Annotated in this window: 16 protein-coding genes; 10 read left to right on the plus strand and 6 right to left on the minus strand. The window is 64.9% G+C overall.

The window, feature by feature from the left end; genetic code table 11:
* Positions 1-253 precede the first annotated feature (253 nt).
* Positions 254-3,124 carry a preprotein translocase subunit SecA gene (gene secA, locus JQ633_RS24410; protein WP_211987644.1) on the plus strand — a complete coding sequence of 957 codons (2,871 nt, stop codon included), beginning with the start codon at positions 254-256 and terminating at the stop codon, positions 3,122-3,124.
* A gap of 321 nt (positions 3,125-3,445) precedes the next feature.
* On the plus strand, positions 3,446-6,442 hold the full coding sequence (locus JQ633_RS24415) for a tetratricopeptide repeat protein (protein WP_211987645.1): 2,997 nt from the start codon (positions 3,446-3,448) through the stop codon (positions 6,440-6,442).
* A 45-nt stretch (positions 6,443-6,487) separates the two neighbouring features.
* Here JQ633_RS24415 and JQ633_RS24420 read toward each other — a convergent pair whose 3' ends face one another.
* Positions 6,488-6,925: a VOC family protein gene (locus tag JQ633_RS24420; protein WP_211987646.1), complete on the minus strand. Its 438-nt coding sequence runs from the start codon at positions 6,923-6,925 to the stop codon at positions 6,488-6,490.
* 161 nt (positions 6,926-7,086) lie between these two features.
* On the minus strand, positions 7,087-7,530 hold the full coding sequence (locus JQ633_RS24425; protein ID WP_211987647.1) for a MarR family winged helix-turn-helix transcriptional regulator: 444 nt from the start codon (positions 7,528-7,530) through the stop codon (positions 7,087-7,089).
* Positions 7,531-7,708: 178 nt separating this feature from the next.
* Here JQ633_RS24425 and JQ633_RS24430 point away from each other — a divergent pair, with 178 nt between their 5' ends.
* The 8 genes from JQ633_RS24430 (at position 7,709) to JQ633_RS24465 (ending at position 15,503) form a co-directional block, all read left to right on the plus strand.
* Positions 7,709-8,893 carry a substrate-binding domain-containing protein gene (locus tag JQ633_RS24430; protein WP_211987648.1) on the plus strand — a complete coding sequence of 395 codons (1,185 nt, stop codon included), beginning with the start codon at positions 7,709-7,711 and terminating at the stop codon, positions 8,891-8,893.
* A 154-nt stretch (positions 8,894-9,047) separates the two neighbouring features.
* Complete coding sequence (locus JQ633_RS24435; protein WP_211987649.1) at positions 9,048-10,562, plus strand: amidase; 1,515 nt, start codon at positions 9,048-9,050, stop codon at positions 10,560-10,562.
* Between the two features lie 39 nt (positions 10,563-10,601).
* Positions 10,602-11,459, plus strand: coding sequence for a branched-chain amino acid ABC transporter permease (locus JQ633_RS24440; RefSeq protein WP_211987650.1), 858 nt, complete (start codon positions 10,602-10,604; stop codon positions 11,457-11,459).
* Positions 11,460-11,463: 4 nt separating this feature from the next.
* On the plus strand, positions 11,464-12,684 hold the full coding sequence (locus JQ633_RS24445; protein WP_211987651.1) for a substrate-binding protein: 1,221 nt from the start codon (positions 11,464-11,466) through the stop codon (positions 12,682-12,684).
* Positions 12,685-12,691: 7 nt separating this feature from the next.
* The gene (locus tag JQ633_RS24450; protein WP_249159619.1) at positions 12,692-13,786 is read left to right on the plus strand and encodes a branched-chain amino acid ABC transporter permease; all 1,095 of its coding nucleotides are present in this window, start codon (positions 12,692-12,694) and stop codon (positions 13,784-13,786) included.
* Positions 13,773-14,507 carry an ABC transporter ATP-binding protein gene (locus JQ633_RS24455; RefSeq protein WP_211987652.1) on the plus strand — a complete coding sequence of 245 codons (735 nt, stop codon included), beginning with the start codon at positions 13,773-13,775 and terminating at the stop codon, positions 14,505-14,507. The genes JQ633_RS24450 and JQ633_RS24455 overlap by 14 nt, the downstream gene beginning before the upstream one ends.
* Entirely contained in the window at positions 14,500-15,201 is a 702-nt protein-coding gene (locus tag JQ633_RS24460) for an ABC transporter ATP-binding protein (RefSeq protein WP_211987653.1), read from the plus strand. The genes JQ633_RS24455 and JQ633_RS24460 overlap by 8 nt, the downstream gene beginning before the upstream one ends.
* A gap of 74 nt (positions 15,202-15,275) precedes the next feature.
* Positions 15,276-15,503, plus strand: coding sequence for a hypothetical protein (locus JQ633_RS24465; protein ID WP_211987654.1), 228 nt, complete (start codon positions 15,276-15,278; stop codon positions 15,501-15,503).
* A 203-nt stretch (positions 15,504-15,706) separates the two neighbouring features.
* Here the strand turns inward: JQ633_RS24465 and JQ633_RS24470 are convergent, their stop codons facing one another.
* The 4 genes from JQ633_RS24470 to JQ633_RS24485 form a co-directional block, all read right to left on the minus strand.
* On the minus strand, positions 15,707-17,179 hold the full coding sequence (locus JQ633_RS24470) for a L,D-transpeptidase family protein (RefSeq protein ID WP_211987655.1): 1,473 nt from the start codon (positions 17,177-17,179) through the stop codon (positions 15,707-15,709).
* Between the two features lie 230 nt (positions 17,180-17,409).
* Positions 17,410-18,372, minus strand: a complete 963-nt coding sequence (locus JQ633_RS24475; RefSeq protein ID WP_211987656.1) for an acetyl-CoA carboxylase carboxyltransferase subunit alpha — start codon at positions 18,370-18,372, stop codon at positions 17,410-17,412.
* A gap of 292 nt (positions 18,373-18,664) precedes the next feature.
* The gene (xerD, locus tag JQ633_RS24480) at positions 18,665-19,678 is read right to left on the minus strand and encodes a site-specific tyrosine recombinase XerD (RefSeq protein ID WP_283812814.1); all 1,014 of its coding nucleotides are present in this window, start codon (positions 19,676-19,678) and stop codon (positions 18,665-18,667) included.
* Positions 19,679-19,694: 16 nt separating this feature from the next.
* On the minus strand, positions 19,695-19,841 hold the full coding sequence (locus JQ633_RS24485) for a histidine kinase (RefSeq protein WP_211987657.1): 147 nt from the start codon (positions 19,839-19,841) through the stop codon (positions 19,695-19,697).
* Between the last annotated feature and the right edge of the window lie 13 nt (positions 19,842-19,854).

A 19,854-nucleotide genomic window follows, 5' to 3' on the forward strand; every position in this document is an offset into this window, starting at 1 on the left:
AAGTTGACAACCCCCTGACCGGGCCATATCTCTGCCCCATCGTGTCAACGGCGATAGCGCTTATTTTGCTGCGTTTTTGGCCGTTGAACCCAGGATGGCCTGTCTCCCACTCAATTGGCGGAAGAGCCCCCGGGGCAGGGGCTTGAAACGCAGCGCGTCACGGTGAGTTGATAGGCGATCCGGTGGACGATTTCTGGCTGTAACCGAACACTGAACCAAGACCGTACTCGAGACCGAAGAACAGGAATTCCGCATGATCGGCGCGCTCGCCCGCAAGTTTTTCGGCTCCTCCAACGACCGCCGGGTCAAGGGCTATCAGTCCCGCGTCAACGCCATCAACGCGCTGGAGCCCGAGCTGGTCAACCTGACCGACGAGCAGCTGAAGGGCCGCACCGCAGAGTTCAAGGAGCAGCTGGCGAACGGCAAGACGCTGGACGACATCCTGGTTCCGGCGTTTGCCACCGTGCGTGAGGCGGCCAAGCGGACGCTCGGCCAGCGCCATTTCGACGTCCAGCTGATCGGCGGCATGGTGCTGCATGAGGGCGACATCGCCGAGATGAAGACCGGCGAAGGCAAGACGCTGGTCGCGACCCTTGCGGTCTATCTCAACGCGCTCGCCGGCAAGGGCGTCCATGTCGTCACCGTCAACGACTACCTCGCCCGCCGCGACTCCGGCTGGATGGGCCAGATCTATTCGTTCCTCGGCTTGACCACCGGGGTGATCGTGCACGGCCTCGACGATGCCGAGCGCAAGGAAGCCTATAGCTGCGACATCACCTACGGTACCAACAACGAATACGGCTTCGACTATCTGCGCGACAACATGAAGTATCGCCTGGAGGACATGGTCCAGCGCGGGCACTATTACGCGATCGTCGACGAAGTCGACTCGATCCTGATCGACGAAGCGCGCACGCCGCTGATCATCTCCGGCCCGCTCGACGACCGTTCGGATTTCTACAACACCATCGACACCTTCATGCCGCAGCTCGTCAAGAAGGACGACTACGAGGTCGACGAGAAGCAGCGCACAGTGACGCTGACCGAAGGCGGCATGGAGAAGCTGGAGACGCTGCTGCGCGACGCCGGCCAGCTCAAGGGCGACTCGCTGTACGACGTCGAGAACGTCTCCGTCGTGCATCACGTCAACCAGGCGCTGCGCGCCCACACGCTGTTCACCCGCGACAAGGACTACATCGTCCGTGACGACGAGGTCGTGATCATCGACGAGTTCACCGGCCGCATGATGCCGGGCCGCCGCTACTCCGAAGGCCTGCACCAGGCGCTGGAAGCCAAGGAGCACGTCCAGGTCCAGCCCGAGAACCAGACGCTCGCCTCGATCACCTTCCAGAACTATTTCCGGATGTACGAGAAGCTGGCCGGCATGACCGGCACGGCGGCGACCGAAGCCGACGAACTGTTCGACATCTACAAGCTCGAAGTCGTGGAGATTCCGACCAACCTTTCGGTGGCGCGCCTCGACGAGGACGATGAGGTCTACCGCACCCAAGGCGAGAAGTACGCCGCGATCCTCGCCGAGATCGAGCGCGCCAACAAAAGGCTGCAGCCGGTGCTGGTCGGCACCGCCTCGATCGAGAAGTCGGAAGTGCTGGCCGAATTCCTGCGCAAGCACGGCTACAAGCAGATCGATTTCAGCTCGGGATCCGGCATGGAGAAGCTGTATGCCGCCGCCCGCGCCGGCAAGCCGTCGAAGCTGTTCGCGGTGCTGAACGCGCGCTTCCACGAGCAGGAAGCCTACATCGTCGCCGAAGCCGGTGTGCCCGGCGCGATCACGATCGCGACCAACATGGCCGGCCGCGGCACCGACATCAAGCTCGGCGGTTCGCTCGAGATGCGGCTCCAGCAGGAGACTGCAGACATCACCGACGAGGCCGAGAAGGCGAAGAAGGTCGAGCAGATCAAGGCCGACATCGAGCGCTTCCGCGAGATCGTGCTGAAGGCGGAAGAGGACGTCGAGGTCGAGCCCGCGAAGGGCTCGAAGGCGGCCAAGACCGTGAAGAAGCCGGGCGGCCTCTACATCATCGGCTCCGAGCGCCACGAGTCACGCCGCATCGACAACCAGCTGCGCGGCCGCTCCGGCCGTCAGGGCGACCCCGGCCGCTCGAAGTTCTTCCTGTCGCTGGAAGACGACCTGATGCGCATCTTCGGCTCCGACCGGCTCGACAGCATGCTGCAGCGGCTCGGCCTGCAGGAAGGCGAAGCCATCATCCATCCCTGGATCAACAAGGCGCTGGAGAAGGCGCAGCAGAAGGTCGAGGCGCGCAACTTCGACATCCGCAAGAACCTGCTCAAGTTCGACAACGTCCAGAACGACCAGCGCAAGGTGATCTTCGACCAGCGCGTCGACCTGATGAAGGACGACAGCGTCGCCGAGACCGTCACCGACATGCGTCACGCCTTCGTCGAGGACGTGATCGCGAAGTACATCCCCGAGCACGCCTATGCCGAGCAGTGGGACACCGCCGGCCTGAAGGACGAGCTCAAGCGCGTGCTCGACGTCGATCTGCCGGTCGACGAATGGGCCAAGGAAGAGGGCATCGCCGACGAGGAGCTGCTCAACCGCATCGAGAAGCATGTCGACGAGCACATGGCGGCCAAGGTCGCGCAATGGGGCCCCGACGTGATGCGTTACGTCGAGAAGACCATCCTGCTGCAGACGCTGGATCATCTCTGGCGCGAGCATCTGATCATGCTCGACCATTTGCGCCAGGTGATCGGCCTGCGCGGCTACGGCCAGCGCGATCCGTTGCAGGAGTACAAGACCGAAGCCTTCAATCTCTTCCAGGAGATGAGCGCGCATCTGCGCGAGGCAGTCACCGCGCAGTTGATGCGCGTCGAGATCGTGCCGCCGGAAGAGCCGCCGCAGCCGCTGCCGGCGATGGAGGCGCACAAGCTCGATCCGGACACCGGCGAGGACGAGATGGCGTTCGCGCGGGCGAATTTCGCCGAGGCGAACTACGCCCAGGCCACGCTGGCGCCGAAGGCCACAGCCGTGGACCGCGATCCGAACAACCCCACCGGCTGGGGCAAGGTCGGCCGCAACGAGGACTGCCCCTGCGGTTCGGGCAAGAAGTACAAGCACTGCCACGGCCGGTACGCGTAAGGCGCGCATCACGTCCGATCGCAGCTTCGTAGGGTGGGCAAAGCGCAAGCGTGCCCACCATGCTTGCCCTGCTCGTGATGGTGGGCACGCTTCGATTTGCCCACCCCACGCTGTCCCCCGCCTCATCCCGCATAGGCCTTGTCGAGATCGGCGATCACGATCCTCTGCATCTGCAGCATCGTCCCACGAGCGTCGATCGGGGACCGTTCAATAACGGGCAAGTGAAACGATGGTGTGTCGTCCCGCCTTGTATCGTTAAAGTTGCATGCTAGTCTCTGCCCCAACGTCACGATCGAAGGACGGCGGGACAGGCGGTGCGCGATGGGGGCTGCCGAAAAAGCATTCCAGGATGCGACACGGGCGATGAATGGCGGGAGGCCGCTCGAGGCCGAGGCGCTGTTCGACAAGGCAATAAAGCTCAAGCCCGACCTGGCGGAGGCGTGGCTCGGTCGCGGCAATGCGTTCGCGGGGATGGGGCGCTTGGACAAAGCGCTCGCCGCCTTCGACAAGGCGCTGGCCCTCAAGCCTGCTCTGGCCGGGCCATGGCTCGGCCATCTGTTCGCCAATTTGGGGCGCCAGGGCGAGGCGCTTGCCGCTTACGACAAGGCGTTGGCTGTCAGGCCCGATCTGGCTGAGGCCTGGCTCGGCCGCTGCCATTCATTGGTGAAGCTGGAGCGATGCGCGGAAGCGCTTGCGGCTTACGAGAGGGCTCTGGCCGTGGACCCTCGCCTGGCCGCGCCATGGCTCGGTCATCTGTTCGATAGCCTTGGGCATCATCAGGAAGCTCTCGCCGCTTACGACAGGACGCTGGCCCTCAAGGCGGATCTGATCGAGGCATGGCTCGGACGCGGAAACGTCCTGTTCAAGCTCGGGCGCGCCGACGACGCGCTGGCGGCTTACGACAGGGTGCTGGCGCTCAAGCCCGACATGGCGGAGGCGTGGGTTGGCCGAGGCAATCTGCTCGCAGAGCTTGGGCGTTACGACCCGGCGAATGCGGCTTACGACAAGGCGGTTGCACTCAAGCCTGGGCTGGCCGAGGCATGGCTTGGTCACGGCAATCTGCTCGTCAAACAGGATCGTCACGCCGAGGCGCCCGCGGCCTACAACAAGGCATTGGCGCTCAAGCCAGGTCTGGTGGAGGCATGGGTCAGCCTCGGCAACGTCCTCGGCGAGCTGGAGCGCCATGCCGAAGCTGTTGCGGCCTGCGATCGGGCAATCGCGCTCAAGCCCGATATGGTGGGGGCGTGGCTAGGTCGCGGCCGTTCGTTGGTCGGGAGCGGGCGCGCCGGCGAAGGTCTTGCCGCGGTCGACAAGGCACTGGCACTCAGGCCCGACCTCGCCGAGGCGTGGCTTGGGCGAGGCAATGCGCTGTTCAAGCTGGAGCGCCATGGGGACGCGCTTGCGGCCTACGATAAGGCGCTCGCCATCAAGCCCGGTCTGCCTGAGGCGTGGCTTGGTCGGGGCAATGTCCTGATCAAGCTGGAGCGTCCTGACGAAGCCCTCGCGGCCTGTGACGAGGCTTTGGCGCTCAAGCCTGATCTCGCGGAAGCATTGCTGGGCAGGGGTAACGCGCTTGTCGAATTGAAGCGTCAGGGCGAAGCCCTCGCAGCCTATGACAAGGCGTCGTTGCTCGAGCCCGATGTCGCCGAGGTCTGGCTTGGTCGCGGAAACGCATTGTCCAGGCTGAAGCTGCCTGACGAAGCCGGGACAGCCTACGGCAAGGCCCTGTCGCTCAGGCCGGACCTGGCCGAGGCATGGCTCGGCTGCGGCAATCTATTCGCGGAACTGGAGCGCCATGACGAGGCGCTCGTCGCCTACGACAGGGCACTGGGGATCAGGTCCGACCTGGTTGAAGCGTGGCTTGGGCGCGGCGATCTGTTCACGGCCGCGGAACGGCATGAGGAGGCGCTCGGCGCCTACGACAGGGTGCTGGCGCTGAAGCCTGATCGCGCGGGTCTCAAGGGCGTTCGTCTGCGGGCGAAGCAGAATCTCTGCAGCTGGGACGATCATGACGCCGACTGCAATCACGTGATCGAATCGGTCGGCAGGAATGAGGCGAGCACCGATCCATTTACGTTTCTCTCACTCGCGTCGTCCGGCAGCGACCAGCACAAATGTGCGCGACAGTGGGCCGAAGCGCGCCACCCGCCGGTCAGGACACCGGTCTGGAACGGAGAAATCTACAAGCACGATAGAATTCGCCTCGCCTATCTGTCGGCAGACTTCCACGAGCACGCGACCGCCTATCTGATGGCCGGCATGCTCGAAAACCATCAACGATCCGTCTTCGATACGATGGCGATATCCATCGGCCCGCGGGACAGCTCCGCAATGCGCCAACGCCTTGCCGGTGCGTTCGAGAGCTTTCTCGATGCCGGAAGAATGAGCGACGCCGAGGTCGCCGCGAAGATAAGATCGGCCGAGATCGACATCCTGGTGGACCTGAAGGGGTTCACCAGGAACGCCCGCACCGACATCCTCGCGCACCGAGCGGCGCCGATCCAGGTGAACTACCTCGGATATCCCGGTACGATGGGCGCCAGTTACGTCGACTACATCATCGCCGATCGGACGGTCATTCCACCCTCCGGCCAGGGCGATTTCTCGGAGAAGATCGCCTACCTTCCCGACAGCTACCAGTCGAACGATTCCGGGCGAAGCATATCGGACAGGACGTTCACCAGGGGCGAGTGCGGCCTTCCCGAGAGTGGCTTCGTTTTCTGCTGCTTCAACAACATCTACAAGATCACGCCTGACGTCTTCGATCGCTGGATGCGGATCCTGATCAAGGTTGAAGGAAGTGTCCTTTGGCTCCTCGAAGGCACTGCGGCCGCAGCTGCAAATCTGAGGAAGGAAGCGGAGCGGCGCGGGGTCGGAGCCGGGCGCGTCGTGTTCGCCAAACGGATGCCGCTTCCCGAACACCTGGCCAGACACCGTCTGGCAGACCTGTTTCTCGATACCCTGCCTTACAACGCTCACACCACGGCCAGCGACGCCCTGTGGGCCGGCTTGCCGGTATTGACGCAGCTCGGCGAGACGTTTGCGGGCAGGGTGGCCGCAAGCCTGTTGAACGCGATCGGTCTGCCGGAACTCATCACGCATGGTTCGGACGCGTACGAACATCTCGCGATCGAGCTCGCAACGCAGCCTGAGACCCTGAACGCGATCAGACGGAAGCTTGCACGGAATCGTCTTACCGCGCCCCTGTTTGATACGAGGCTTTTCACCACGCGGATCGAGACAGCCTACCTGGCGATATACCAGCGCTATCAGGCCGGGCTGGCGCCCGACACGTTCACTGTTGCGGATGCCCGGTAGACGGCAATGCCGGCAGCGAGATGAGTGCCTACGGCCTTCGCGCGCTCACCCCGCATACGCCTTGTCGAGATCGGCGATCACGATCTTCTGCATCTGCAGCATCGCCTGCATGACGCGGTTCGCCCTGGTGCGGTCGGGGTCGCTCAGATAGCGGCCGAGTGCTGACGGGATCACCTGCCAGGACAGGCCGAACTTGTCCTTCAGCCAGCCGCAGCGCGATTCCTGGCCGCCGTCGGCGGTGAGCTTGTCCCAGAAGTAATCCACCTCGGCCTGGGTCTCGACGCTGAGGAAGAACGACACCGCCTCGTTGAACTTGTACTGCGGGCCGCCATTGAGCGCGTGGAACCGTTGGCCCTCGAGCTCGAAGGTCGCCATGAAGTCGGAGACGGTCTCGACCTTGGCGTCGGGAAACACCGATTTGTAGAAGGCGACGGCGTCGCGGACGTTGTTGTCGAGCCAGAGGAACGGGGTGATCGACGTCATGACTTAAGTCCTCGTTGCGTGTGGGCCGGATCGCGATTGCACGCGAACGGGCGCTCGCGGGCGCGCCCAAAGGACGCAGCTGATGGCGTGGACCCGACATCGCCGGGCAGATCTTTTTCGATGCTGCGATGCGGTCGCCCGGTGAGGCGGGCGGGCGGCGCTCAGTTGGCGCTGCCGATCAGGCTTTCCAAAAGGCGCTTGAGCTCGTTGGTCGACTTGCCGCCATAGCTCTCGACGATGTGTTCCTCCTGGCTCACCGCAAGCGAGTTCAGCCGCCGGCACAGCGCCTTGCCGCGATCGGAGATGAACATCAGCACCTTGCGGCGGTCCTTGGGGTCCTGCACCCGATAAACCAGCGTATCCGACACCATACGGTCGATCATCTTGGTCAAGGTCGGGTGGTTGAGCAGCACGGCATCGGCGAGCTCGCCCATCGAATGGCCGTTGCCGTCGGACAGCACCTTGAGGATGCGCCACTGCTCGACCGGCACGCCTTCCTTGCTGAGCCGCAGTTCCAACTGCCGGTTGATCTCGCGGTTGGCTTGCGCGAGCAGGTAGGCAAGATGCTCGGTGATCGGGGAATTTTCTTTCGGTGGTTTGGCCACGGTGCGCGCTTCGTATTGGTCCAAATGAGCGAATGACTGGCAATCTCTGCTGCATCTATATGCACGCCAATCCTTGAATATTCAATATTCTCAAAATAGGATCATTGCCCAACAAAAGGGCGGTCGCCGCGGTCCGCCCGCTGAATGCGCTTTTGTCCCGGGCCTGACAGGAGTTGGCGTGCGCTCGACGGTCACCTTCCCAACTCGCGGCGGGCTCGCCTTTCCGCCGTCTTTGCTGTTGCGGAATCTGTCGTCGCCGACGGTGGATCGCACCCTGTCGCCGGACGACCATGCTTTTGTCAGGCGCCGTACCAACAACAAGCTGAGGGTCGGCGGCTTCATCTGCTGCTCAGGATCGCCCGGCGTCTGGGGGCCGTGCGCCACCAACAGCGCGCAACTCGCGGTCGCCGAGATCAACCGGCGCGGCGGCATCCTGGGCCGCGAGATCGAGCTGTCGATCTACGACGCCGGCGGGCCGCCCGATGAAGTGGTGCAGCGCGCCGAGCAGGCGATCGCCTCCGACGATCTCGACCTCGTCATCGGCCTGCACACCAGCGCGGTGCGGCTGGCGCTGCGCAAGGTGATCACCCGCAACCGCATCCCCTACATCTATACGTCGGTCTATGAGGGCGGCGAGCAGACGCCCGGCGTGGTCGCGATCGGCGAGACGCCGCGCTGGCAGAGCCGGCCGTCGATCCACTGGCTGGCCGACGTCAGGAAGGCGTCGCGCTGGTACCTGATCGGCAGCGACTATGTCTGGCCGTGGCAGTCGCATCGCGCGGTCAAGCGCTACATCGCCGAGACCGGCGGGCAGGTGGTCGGCGAGGAATTCGTCCCGCTCGGCGAGGACAATCACGAGCCGCATCTGGCGCGCATCCGCGCCGCCAAGCCCGACGTCGTGCTGATCTCGCTGATCGGCACCGACAGCATCACCTTCAACCGGGCGTTCGGCGAATGCGGGCTCGCCGCGACCACGCTGCGGCTCGGCGGCGCGATGGACGAGACCGTGCTGCTCGGCATCGGCGCCGACAATTCCGAGAACCTGTTCTGCGCCTCCGGCTACTTCCCCGGCATCGGCTCGCAGGCCAACGACGATTTCCAGATCCGCTATCGCGCGATGTTCGGCCCCAACGCGCCGCCGGTCGGTTCGCTCGGCCAGTCGAGCTATGAGGGGCTGCGGCTGCTCGAGGCCGCCGCCAACAAGGCCGGCACGCTGGCGATGGAGCCCTTGATCGCGGCCGCGCGCAACGTGGTCTACACCGGCGCGCGCGGACCGGTCACCGTGCGCGGCGGCCGCGCCCGGATGTCGATGTATCTCGCCGAAGCCGACGGTCTCGACTTCCGGCTGATCAAGCCGATCTGAAATCCGGCGCCGCGCAGGCGTATGCCGGCTTCTGAAATAATACTTGAAAAGGAAAATATTTCCGTTTTCAATACCGCATCACGCCGACGGCCCGCAACACAACGACGGGCCGCGGCGCCGCGCCCAGGGATCAACAAAGTCGAGGAGAGCTCCCGTGACCGTCGCCCTTCCCACCCCATCGCAACTCCGTGCCGTCGCCGAACAATGCGGACTGTCGCTGACCGACGAGGACGTCACCTCGTTCCGCGGCCTGATGCAGGGCTCGATCGAGGCCTACAACCTCGTCGCAGCGATGCCGGATGAGCTTCCCGAGGTGAAATATCCGCGCACGCCGGGCTACCGGCCGGCGCCGGAGGACAACAAGCACAACGCCTGGTACCGCAAGTCGACGGTGAAGGGCGCCGGCTCCGGCAAGCTCAAGGGCAAGACGGTCGCGCTGAAGGACAACATCATGCTGGCCGGCGTGCCGATGACCAACGGCTCGTCGACGCTGGAAGGCTTTGTGCCTGACTTCGATGCGACCATCGTCACGCGCATGCTCGATGCCGGTGCCGAGATCGTCGGCAAGGTGCATTGCGAGCATTTCTGCCTGTCCGGCGGCAGCCACACCGGCTCTTACGGTCCGGTGCACAATCCGCACAAGATGGGCTATTCGGCCGGCGGCTCGTCATCGGGCTCGGGCGTCGTCGTCGCGCTCGGCGAGGTCGACATGGCGATCGGCGGCGACCAGGGCGGCTCGATCCGCATGCCGTCCTCGTTCTGCGGCACCTACGGCATGAAGCCGACCTGGGGCCTCGTGCCCTACACCGGCATCATGCCGATCGAGATCTTCGTCGACCACACCGGCCCGATGACCGCGACCGTCGAAGACAACGCACTTCTGCTCGAAGTCTTGGCCGGCGACGACGGCTATGATCCGCGCATCAAGGCGCCGAAGGTCGAGGACTACACCAAGGCGCTGGGCGCCGGCGTCAAGGGCATGAAGATCGGTATCGTCAAGGAGGGCTTCGAGCAGCCGACCGCCGAGGCCGCAGTCAACGAGAGCGTGCGCGAGGCGGCGAAACGCTTCAAGGACCTCGGTGCGAGCATCGACATCGTCTCGATCCCGATGCACCTCGCGGGTGGCGCGATCTGGACACCGATCGGCACCGAGGGCCTGACCCAGACCATGATGTTCGGCGACGGCTACGGTCTCAGCCGCGGCGATCTCTATTCGACCTCGCTGATGGATTTCCATCGCGGCTGGCGCCGCCAGGCGGATTCGCTCTCCGAGACCACGAAACTGTTCATGATGCTCGGTACCTACATCAACAACAGCTTCGGCCCGCGCTTCTACGGCAAGGCGCTCAACATCTCGCGCCGACTTGCGGCCGCCTACGACAAGGCGTTCAAGGACTACGATCTGCTACTGATGCCCACGACGCCGATGAAGGCGACCAAGCTGCCGGCGCCCGATGCCAGCCGCGAGGAGTATGTCGCCCGCGCGCTCGAGATGATCTCCAACACCGCGCCGTTCGACATCACCCATCATCCGGCGATGTCGCTGCCCTGCGGCATGGTTGACGGCCTGCCGGTCGGGCTGATGCTGGTCGGCCGGATGTTCGAGGAGTCCACCATCTACCGCGCCGCCCATGCCTTCGAGCAGGTCGGCGACTGGAAGAAGATGTGAGGCGCGCCTTGTCGCAAATCGACGGATGGATCGAACGCCATGGCCACTAGTTTCGCCGCGGCGTTCGAGATCGTGAGCTTCGGCGCCATCATCGTGCTGGTCGTGCTCGGGCTAGGCATCATCGCCAGCATGATGGGGATCTTCAACTTCGCGCAGGGCGAATTCGTCCTGCTCGGCGCTTATGTCACCTACCTGGCTTCCGCCCACGGCGTGCCGATCTGGGCCGGCATGATCGCCGCGCCGTTCGTGGTCGGCGCGCTTGGCTTCGTGCTGGAGGCGCTGATCATAAGGCGCTTCTACGCCGCGCCGATCGTGGCGATGCTCGGCACCTATGCGCTCGGCCTGATCATCCGCGAGAGCGTGCGCGGCCTGATCGGCGGCTTCTATCTCACGGTGCCGGAGCCGATCGGCGGCTCGATCGACCTCGGCTCGATCCACATCTCGGCCTGGCGCTTCACCATCATCGTGATCACGCTGCTGGTGATGGCCGCCTGCTACCTGCTGCTGGCGCGCACCAGCTTTGGTTTGCGCGTCCGTGCCACGCTGGAGAACCCGGCGCTTGCGCGTGCGTCGGGAATTTCCACGCCGCTGATCTACGGCGCTACCTTTGCATTTGGTGCGGCGCTGGCCGGCCTCGCCGGCGCGTTGATCGTGCCGGTGTTCAGCCTGTTCGCCGATCTCGGCATCCGCTTCCTGATCCAGGGCTTCGTCGCCGTCATGGTCGGCGGCGTCGGCTCCTTCATCGGACCGGTCGCCGGCGCCGGTCTGATCGGTACGCTGAGCGCGGCGCTGCCGTGGGTCATGTCGCCCGTCGTCGCCGACGTGCTCGTCTTCGTGCTCGCCATTGCCTTCATCAAATTCCGGCCGCAGGGCCTCATCGCTGGAAGAGGGGTTTAGTCACATGTCCATTGATCGCATCAATCTGACCCGCCGCCGCTTCATGAGCAATTTCGCCTTTGCCACCGGCGCGATCGCGACCGGCGTCGGCAGCTGGGTGATCCGCCCGGATTGGGCCAACGCCGCCGAGGGGCCGATCAAGGTCGGCATCGCGACCGACCTCACCGGCCCGATCGCCTACGCCGGCAATGCCGATGCCAACGTCGCCAAGATGGTGATCAAGGAGATCAACGCCGCCGGCGGCCTGCTCGGCCGGCCGCTCGAGCTCTACATCGAGGACACCGCGTCGAACGAATCGGTCGCGGTCGGCAACGTCCGCAAGCTGATCCAGCGCGACAAGGTCGACATGGTCTTGGGCGGCATCACCTCTTCGATGCGCAACGCGATCAAGGATCCGATCGTGGCGCGCGGCAAGACGCTCTACATCTATCCGCAGCTCTACGAGGGCAAGGAGTGCACGCCGTACCTGTTCTGCACCGGGCCTACCCCGGCGCAGCAATGCGACGAGTTCATTCCCTGGCTGATCAAGAACGGCGGCAAGAAGTTCGCGCTGCCGAGCGCCAACTATGTCTGGCCGCACACGCTCAACGTCTACGCCCGCAAGGTGATCGAACAGAACGGCGGCGAGGTGGTGTTCGAGGAATACTATCCGCTCGACCAGGTCGACTTCTCGGCGACCGTCAACCGCATCATCTCCAACAAGGTCGACGTCGTCTTCAACACCGTGATCCCGCCGGGCGTCGGCCCGTTCTTCAAGCAGCTCTATGAAGCCGGGTTCCTGAAGGGTGGCGGCCGGCTCGCCTGCGTCTACTATGACGAGAACACGCTCAACATCAATCAGGCCAATGAGATCGAGGGGCTGGCGAGCTGTCTCGACTATTTCAAGGTGCTGACCAAGGACGATCCGGTCAGCGCCAAGATCCAGGCCGCCTATGAGAAGGATTTCCCGGGCAACTTCCTGTTCGCCGCCGGCAGCGCAGCGACCGGAACCTATCGCGGCCTCAAGCTCTGGGAAGCCGCGGTCAAGGAGGCCGGCAAGGTCGACCGCGATGCGGTTGCGGCCGCGCTCGATCATGCCAAGATCGCGGAAGGGCCGGGCGGGCCGGCCGAGATGGTACCGGGCAAGCGGCATTGCAAGATGAACATGTACACGGCCGTCGCCAAGGCCGGGACCTACGAGGTCGTGGCGCGCAGCAACGGCCTCGTCGATCCCAAGGAATGCTGAGAGTACGATGGGTGGAGCAAGTGAGGCCGTCGCGCGCGTCAGCGAGAGGCCGGACGTCGTGACACATGAAGGGGCGCCGGCGGCGAGTGCGCCGGCGCGTTCGGCGGCGGCGGGATGGAAAGTCCTGCCGATCGTGGAAGGGCTGGTGCTGATCACCGCGCTGCTCCTGCCGCTGGTGCTGCAGGACTACCTCACGGTGTTCGCCACCCGCGTCGTCATCCTCGCGCTGTTCGCGATCTCGTTCGACCTGGTATGGGGCTATGCCGGCATCATGAGCTTCGGCCAGGCGCTGTTCTTCGGCGCCGCCGGCTATGGTGTGGCGCTGCTGGCGCGCGACCTTGGCGTCACCTCGATCCTCTTGATCCTGCCGGCAGGCGCGTTGATCGGGCTCACCGCGGCCCTCTTGCTCGGCGGCTTCCTCTTGCTCGGCCGTTATCCGTCGAGCGTGATCTTCGTCTCGCTCGGCACGCTCACCGGCTCCTACGCCGCCGACCGCCTCGCGCGCGGCTGGTACTATCTCGGCGGCCAGAACGGCATCCCGTCGATCCCGTCGCTGTCGCTCGGCTCGATCGATATCTCGGAAGGTCCGGTCTACTACTATCTCGCACTCGGCATCCTCGTCGTCGTCTATTTGCTGTGCCGCTTCCTGGTGCGCTCGCAGTTCGGCCTCGCGCTGGCTGGGCTGCGCGAGAACGAGCAGCGCATCGCCTTCTTCGGCTACAAGGCGCAGCATCTCAAGGCGATCATCTTCGCGATCGGCGGCACCATCGCCGGCCTCGCCGGCAGCCTCTACGCCTTCCACGAGGGTTTCGTCTGGCCCAACATGCTCGGCGTCGTGTTCTCGACCCAGGTCGTGCTCTATGTGCTGTTCGGCGGCTCCGGCACGCTGATCGGCGCTGTGATCGGCACCGTCATCATCGAGGGTGTCAGCTTCTGGCTGTCAGACAATTACCGCGACGTCTGGCCGATCATCCTCGGCGTGCTGTTGCTGCTCGTCATCATGTTCCGGCCGCTCGGGCTGATCTCCTTCGTGCTCGGCGAGCGCGAGCGGGTCGGCAGTTTCGGCAAGGCTCCAAAGGAGACGCCCAATGCCGCTCCTTGAGGCGCAAGGGATCAGCAAGGTGTTCGGCAAGCTGACCGCGCTCGACGGCGCCGCGCTCACCGTCGGCGAGAACGAGTTTCACGGCCTGATCGGGCCGAACGGCTCGGGCAAGAGCACGCTGATGAAATGCGTCGCCGGCGCCGAGGTGCCGACCACGGGCAAGGTCTCGTTCGTCAATACCGACATCACCGCGTTCACGCCGACCGAGCGCGCCCGCGCCGGCATGAGCCTGAAGTTCCAGATCACCTCGGTGCTGCCGACGCTGACGCTGTACGACAACATCCTGCTGGCGTTGCAGGCGCAGTGCTCGCTGTTCGATCTCGTGCTGTCGCGCACGCGGCGCAAGCTGCACGATCAGGTCATGACGATGCTGACCCAGTTCCGCCTCGCCGAACGCGCCCATGACGCCGCCGCGACGCTGTCGCACGGCCAGCAGCAATGGCTGGAGATCGCGATGGCGCTGGCCGGCAAGCCGCGGCTGCTGCTGCTGGACGAGCCGACCGGCGGCATGAGCCTCGAAGAGCGGCGCGTCACCGGCGAATTGCTGCAGCCGATCAAGCAGCATTGCTCGCTCGTCATCGTCGAGCACGATCTCGATTTCATCCGCGACATCTGCGACCGCCTCACCGTACTCGACCAGGGCAAGGTGCTGGCATCAGGGACGATCGCGGAAATCCAGGCCAACAAGAGCGTTCAGGAGATCTATCTTCGCCGTGCCTGACCAGTCCTTTCTCGATATCAGGAATCTCGATGCCGGCTATGGCCGCAGCCAGGTGCTGTTCGGCGTCAACATCGGCATTCCCTGGCGCGGCGGCGTCGCGGTGCTCGGCCGCAACGGCGCCGGCAAGACCACGCTGATGAAGACCATCGTCGGCGAGCTCGCCAGCACGCAGGGCGAGTTGTTCTTCGACGGCCGCGACATCACCCGCAGCCGCACCGAGCAGCGCGTGCGCTCCGGCATCGGCTATGTGCCGCAGGAGCATTCGGTGTTCGCACGCCTCTCGGTGCGCGACAATCTCGCGGTCGGCTCGCTGTCCAACCGCGATGCGAGCGCGGTCGACCGCGTGCTGGCGATCTTCCCGAAGCTCGGCCAGCGCCTCGACCAGCCCGCCGGCACGCTGTCAGGCGGCGAGCGCAAGATGCTGGCGATCGCCCGCGCCATGCTCGGCAATCCGAAGCTGCTGCTGCTGGACGAGCCGACCGAGGGCGTCTGGATCGGCGTCATCGAGGAGATCACCGAGCGGCTGATCGAGCTCGCCAAGCAGATCTCGGTCGTGATCGTCGAGCAGCACCTCGACCTCGCCCTGCGCGTCGCCGACTACGCCTACGTGCTCGACCGCGGCCGCGTTGCCCTGCAGGGCGCCGCAGGCGAGGTGCGTAGCGATCCGGAATTGCTGCGGTACCTCGCGCCGTAGCAGCTCCGGTTCCCAAGGGAACGACGAGGAACGAAGCAGCCCCGTTGCCGTTAGGCAGCGGGAGGAAATCACCAATGCGTTATCTTTCGATTCTTGCTTTCGCCGCCGCCCTGATGAGCGGCGGCACCGCGCTTGCGCAGCATTCCGGCACCAAGGCGGAACAGTCCGCATGTTCGCGCGATGCGCAGCGCTTCTGCCGCAAGGAGCTCGGCAATGACGGCGCCGTTCAAGGCTGCCTGCAGACGAACCGCGCCAGCTTGAGCTCGCGCTGCAAGAAGGTGTTCGAAAGCCACGGAATGTAGCTGCCGCCACGGTGTGCGTCGTGCGATGAGCCGCGCGAGTGCGATGCTGCGTCCCCACCCACAACTGTCATCGCCCGGCTTGACCGGGCGATCCAGTACGCCGCGGCTTCTCGGCTCAATAACGACTGTCTCTGGAATACTGGGTCACCCGGTCAAGTCGGGTGATGACACCGCGTTGTTTGGCTGGCGATGCGCGCCGCGTCCTACTTCATCGCCGAGAAGCGGTTGTCGAACGAGTTCGACTGCAACACCGGGGCGGAGCCGGCGAGCTGGGTGCCGGTGGACTGGGCCGGCGCGGCCGCGGCGGTGTCTGTCGTGACTGACGGCTTCAGCGGCGGCTTGGCGGCCTGCTTGGGCTCGACCTTCGGGGCGACGCGGACCACCGATTGCGGCTTGGTCTCGGCGACCTTCGGCTTGGCCGGTGCCGCAGCCGCAGCAGGCTTGGGCGCGGCGGCCGGGGTGGCGTCCGCGGCGGCGCTGCCGCCGATGCCGACCTTGCGGGCGAAGCTGGAGAAGAAGCCTTCGGACCTGCCTTCGGATTTCTCGGCCGGTGCGGCGGTGGCGACGCGGGTCGACGAGGTCGTCGCAACCGGCGTCTCCTCCTGCGGCACCGCGACGAGGTTCGGCTTCGGCGGATTGACCGTGCCGGGGATGGTGCCCGGTGCGCGGGCCAGCGCCAGCGACTGCAAATTCTGGCTTTCGCCGCCCTCCGACAGGCCGGTAGCGCCTTCCGGAATCTTCGAGGCGAAGATCGCGTTCATGCCGCCGTCGATGCCGGTGTTCATCCGAGCCATCGGCGTGCCCTTGGAGACCAGCTTGGCGGTCTCGGCGGCGTCCTGCTGCTCCTTCTCGCGCACCGCGCTCGCGATCTCCTCGGGGATCACATAGGCCGGGCACTTGGCAGAGGCATCGAACACCGGATCGCGGGTCGCGCCGGGCGCCTTGACGGCGTCGAAGACGTATTTCTTCTCGCAGAAGTCGACCTTCGGCTCCTGCTTCGTCACCTCGAAATGATCATAGCCTTCCTTGATCATCTTCCAGAAAGGCATGTTCGGGTTGTTGCGGTGCTTGGCCATGTTCACCGGCGTCATCCGGAACGGATAGGCCTGCAGCTGGAATGCCTTCTGGCCACCGAAGAACGACTCGCGGCCGAGCGAATAGATCTCGGCGATCTGCTCGTCGGTCATCGCGTAGCAGCCGCGTGAGGAGCAGTCGCCATGCACCATCAGCTGCGAGCCGGTGCGGCCGAGCGACTTGTCGAAGGCGTTGGGATAGCCGGTGTTGAACGACAGGTAATAGGCCGACTGCGGGTTCATCTGGCTCGGGTTGATCGAGTAGAACCCTTCGGGTGCCTGGCGGTCGCCTTCGCGGACCTTGGGGCCGAGATCGCCCGACCAGCGGCAGATCGGATAGGTCTTGAGCAGCGCCATGCGGCCGGAGCGATCCTGCTTCCAGACCTCGAGCACAGCCTCCTGCTTGAACAGGCGGACCAGCATCGGCGATTGCAGGTCCATGTCCTTCTCGGCCATCGCGGCGACGAGCTTCGGCGGGACCGGCTGGTTGGCCTTGGCGTTGTTGGCGAGCGAAATCTGGTCGCTGTCACAACCGGCAAGGAAGACGCTCGCGGCGAGGGCCGCCGAGGTCAGAAGCGCGCGTACGAGCGTGCGATGAATCAAGTCCGAGCTCCACACCCACCGGGCGACTATTCGCGACCCCAACACGGCGAATATGCCCTGAAGCCATTGTGTAAAATATTAGCCTTCGACAGCCCCGGCCCGCAACACGAACAGGGCCGACCGGCCCTTACGGTAGCAGGCATGGTTCAAGGAATGTTAAAGACCGGCCTCAGGGCCCAATTGAGGCCAAAATGCCCGATTCGGACGAAAAATCGGGCCGTTTCGCCGCATCAGCCGAGCTTGCGGCCGATATCGAGGAATTTCTGCCGGCGCTGTTTGCGAATCGCGTCCGGATCAAGATTTCGTAGGTCGTTGAAAGCCTGGGCGATGGCATCGCCCGTGGTCGCGATCATCGCCGCGGCGTCGCGGTGGGCGCCGCCGGCCGGCTCCTTGAGGATCTGGTCGATGACGCCGAAGCGCAGCATGTCCTGGGCGGTGATCTTCATGCTGTTGGCGGCTTCCTGCGCCTTGGTGCCGTCGCGCCACAGGATCGAGGATGCCGCCTCGGGCGAGATCACGCTGTAGATCGCGTGCTCCATCATCAGCACGCGGTTGGCAGTGGTGATCGCGATGGCGCCGCCGGACATGCCCTCGCCGGTAACGATCGCAACGTTGGGCACACCAAGCGACAAGCAGGCATCGGTCGAGCGCGCGATCGCCTCGGCCTGGCCGCGCTCCTCGGCGCCGATGCCGGGATAGGCGCCGGCGGAATCGACGATCGACAGCACCGGGATGCCGAAGCGGTCGGCCAGCTCCATCAGCCGCACTGCCTTGCGGTAGCCTTCGGGGCGGGCCATGCCGAAATTGTGCTTGATGCGGCTTTCGGTGGTGGCGCCCTTCTCCTGGCCGACCACGCAGATGCTTTCACCACGAAAACGGCCGAAGCCGCCGACCAGCGCCTCGTCGTCGGCGAATTTGCGGTCGCCGGCCATCGGCGTGAATTCGGTGATCAGGCCGCTGATGAAGTCGGTGAAATGCGGCCGTTGCGGATGCCGCGCCACCAGCGTCTTCTGCCATGGCGTCAGGTTGGCATAGAGCTCGGCGAGCGCCTGCGCCGCCTTGTCCTCGATCCGCGCGACCTCGTCGCCGATGTCGCTGCCCGAAGCGGCAAGCGTCCGCAGCTCGTCGATCTTGGATTCAAGCTCGGCGACGGGTTTTTCGAAGTCGAGATAGCTGCGCATCGGTTCGGGCATCAACTGAATATAGGGAGGAACGGAGCGAGGGGCGAAGCGGTTTTGGCGTCGAATAGAGAAGTTTTGATACTTCAATTGGTTAACGCGCGTTCGGGCCGAACGCCGGCTTCGTCGCAGGCAGGTGACGCTCTTTCTGCGGAGATGATGCGGAAGTCAAGGCAGATCGCATGCGGCCGGTTGCTGCAATTGCCCGTAGCCCGGATGGAGCGAAGCGCAATCCGGGGCAGGTCGATCCGCGGATGGACCGTCCCGGATTTCGCTTCGCTGCATCCGGGCTACAAGCGGGCGATACCTACGCCTTCTCCGCCAGCGGATGCAGGTCGCGGACCAGGCTCTTCAGCCGCTCCTCGACCACATGGGTGTAGATCTGGGTGGTCGAGATGTCGGTGTGGCCGAGCAGTGTCTGCACGATGCGCAGGTCCGCGCCATTGTGCAGTAAATGGCTGGCGAAGGCGTGGCGCAGGACGTGCGGGGAGACGAGGCGCGGCGCGAGGCCGGAGGCGCTCGCAAGCTCCTTGAGGTCGCGAGCGAAATGCTGCCGCGTCAGGTGGCCGCTCTCGCCGAACGAGGGAAACAGCCATTTCGATGGCGCGGCCTTCTTCTTGTCCGGCTGTATCACGTCCATCGCCGCGAGGTAATCCGCCATCGCCTGGCGCGAAGCGTCGTTCAGCGGCACCAGCCGCTCCTTGTTGCCCTTGCCGCGCACCACGATCATCCGCGCATCGCGCCGCGCGGCCGAGACCGGAAGCGAGACCAGTTCGGAGACGCGCAGGCCGGTGGCGTAGAGCACCTCGAGCAGGCAATAGAGCCGCAGCGCGCGCAGCCGCTGCGACGGCGAGGCATCGGTCTCGGTCAGCTCCCTCGCGCGCGTCAGCATACGATCGACGTCCGAGATCGACAGCACCTTGGGTAGGCCACGGCCGCGCTTCGGCCCGGACAGGATCGCGGCCGGGTCGTCGTCGCGGATCCGTTCGTTGAGCAGGAAGCGATAGAGATGGCGCATCGCCGACAGTCGCCGCGCCACGGTCGTCGACTTGAAACCACGGGTATCGAGGTCGGAGAGGTAGCCGCGCAGCGCCTCGGTGTCGGCGCCGGTAAAGTTGGCGCCGGAGCGGGCGAGGTAATCGGAGAAGTCGGTGAGGTCACGCCGGTAGGCGTCGAGCGTGTTGACGCCGGCGCCCTGTTCCGCGGCGAGCATGTCGAGGAACAGCGCGGTCAGCCCGGCGTCCGAGGTCTTGCCGGCGGGCTTGCCGGGAACTTTGGCGGCGGTGTTGGCAGGGGTCTTGGCGGGAATCGTCGAGCGCATGCCAGGAGCATAGCGCCTATTTCTTGAGGAACTTATCCGGCGGGATGGTCACCGTCATTTCGCGCGGCTTGGGGTTCACGAAATTCGCCAGTGCGAACACGACCCCGTAGCCGATGCCGAGAATCACGGCGACGACCGTCAGGAAGCGGAACAGGGTGGGCATGGAGGCGGCTCGG

This window comes from Bradyrhizobium tropiciagri, from assembly GCF_018130505.1.
GTDB classification, from domain to species: domain Bacteria; phylum Pseudomonadota; class Alphaproteobacteria; order Rhizobiales; family Xanthobacteraceae; genus Bradyrhizobium; species Bradyrhizobium tropiciagri_B.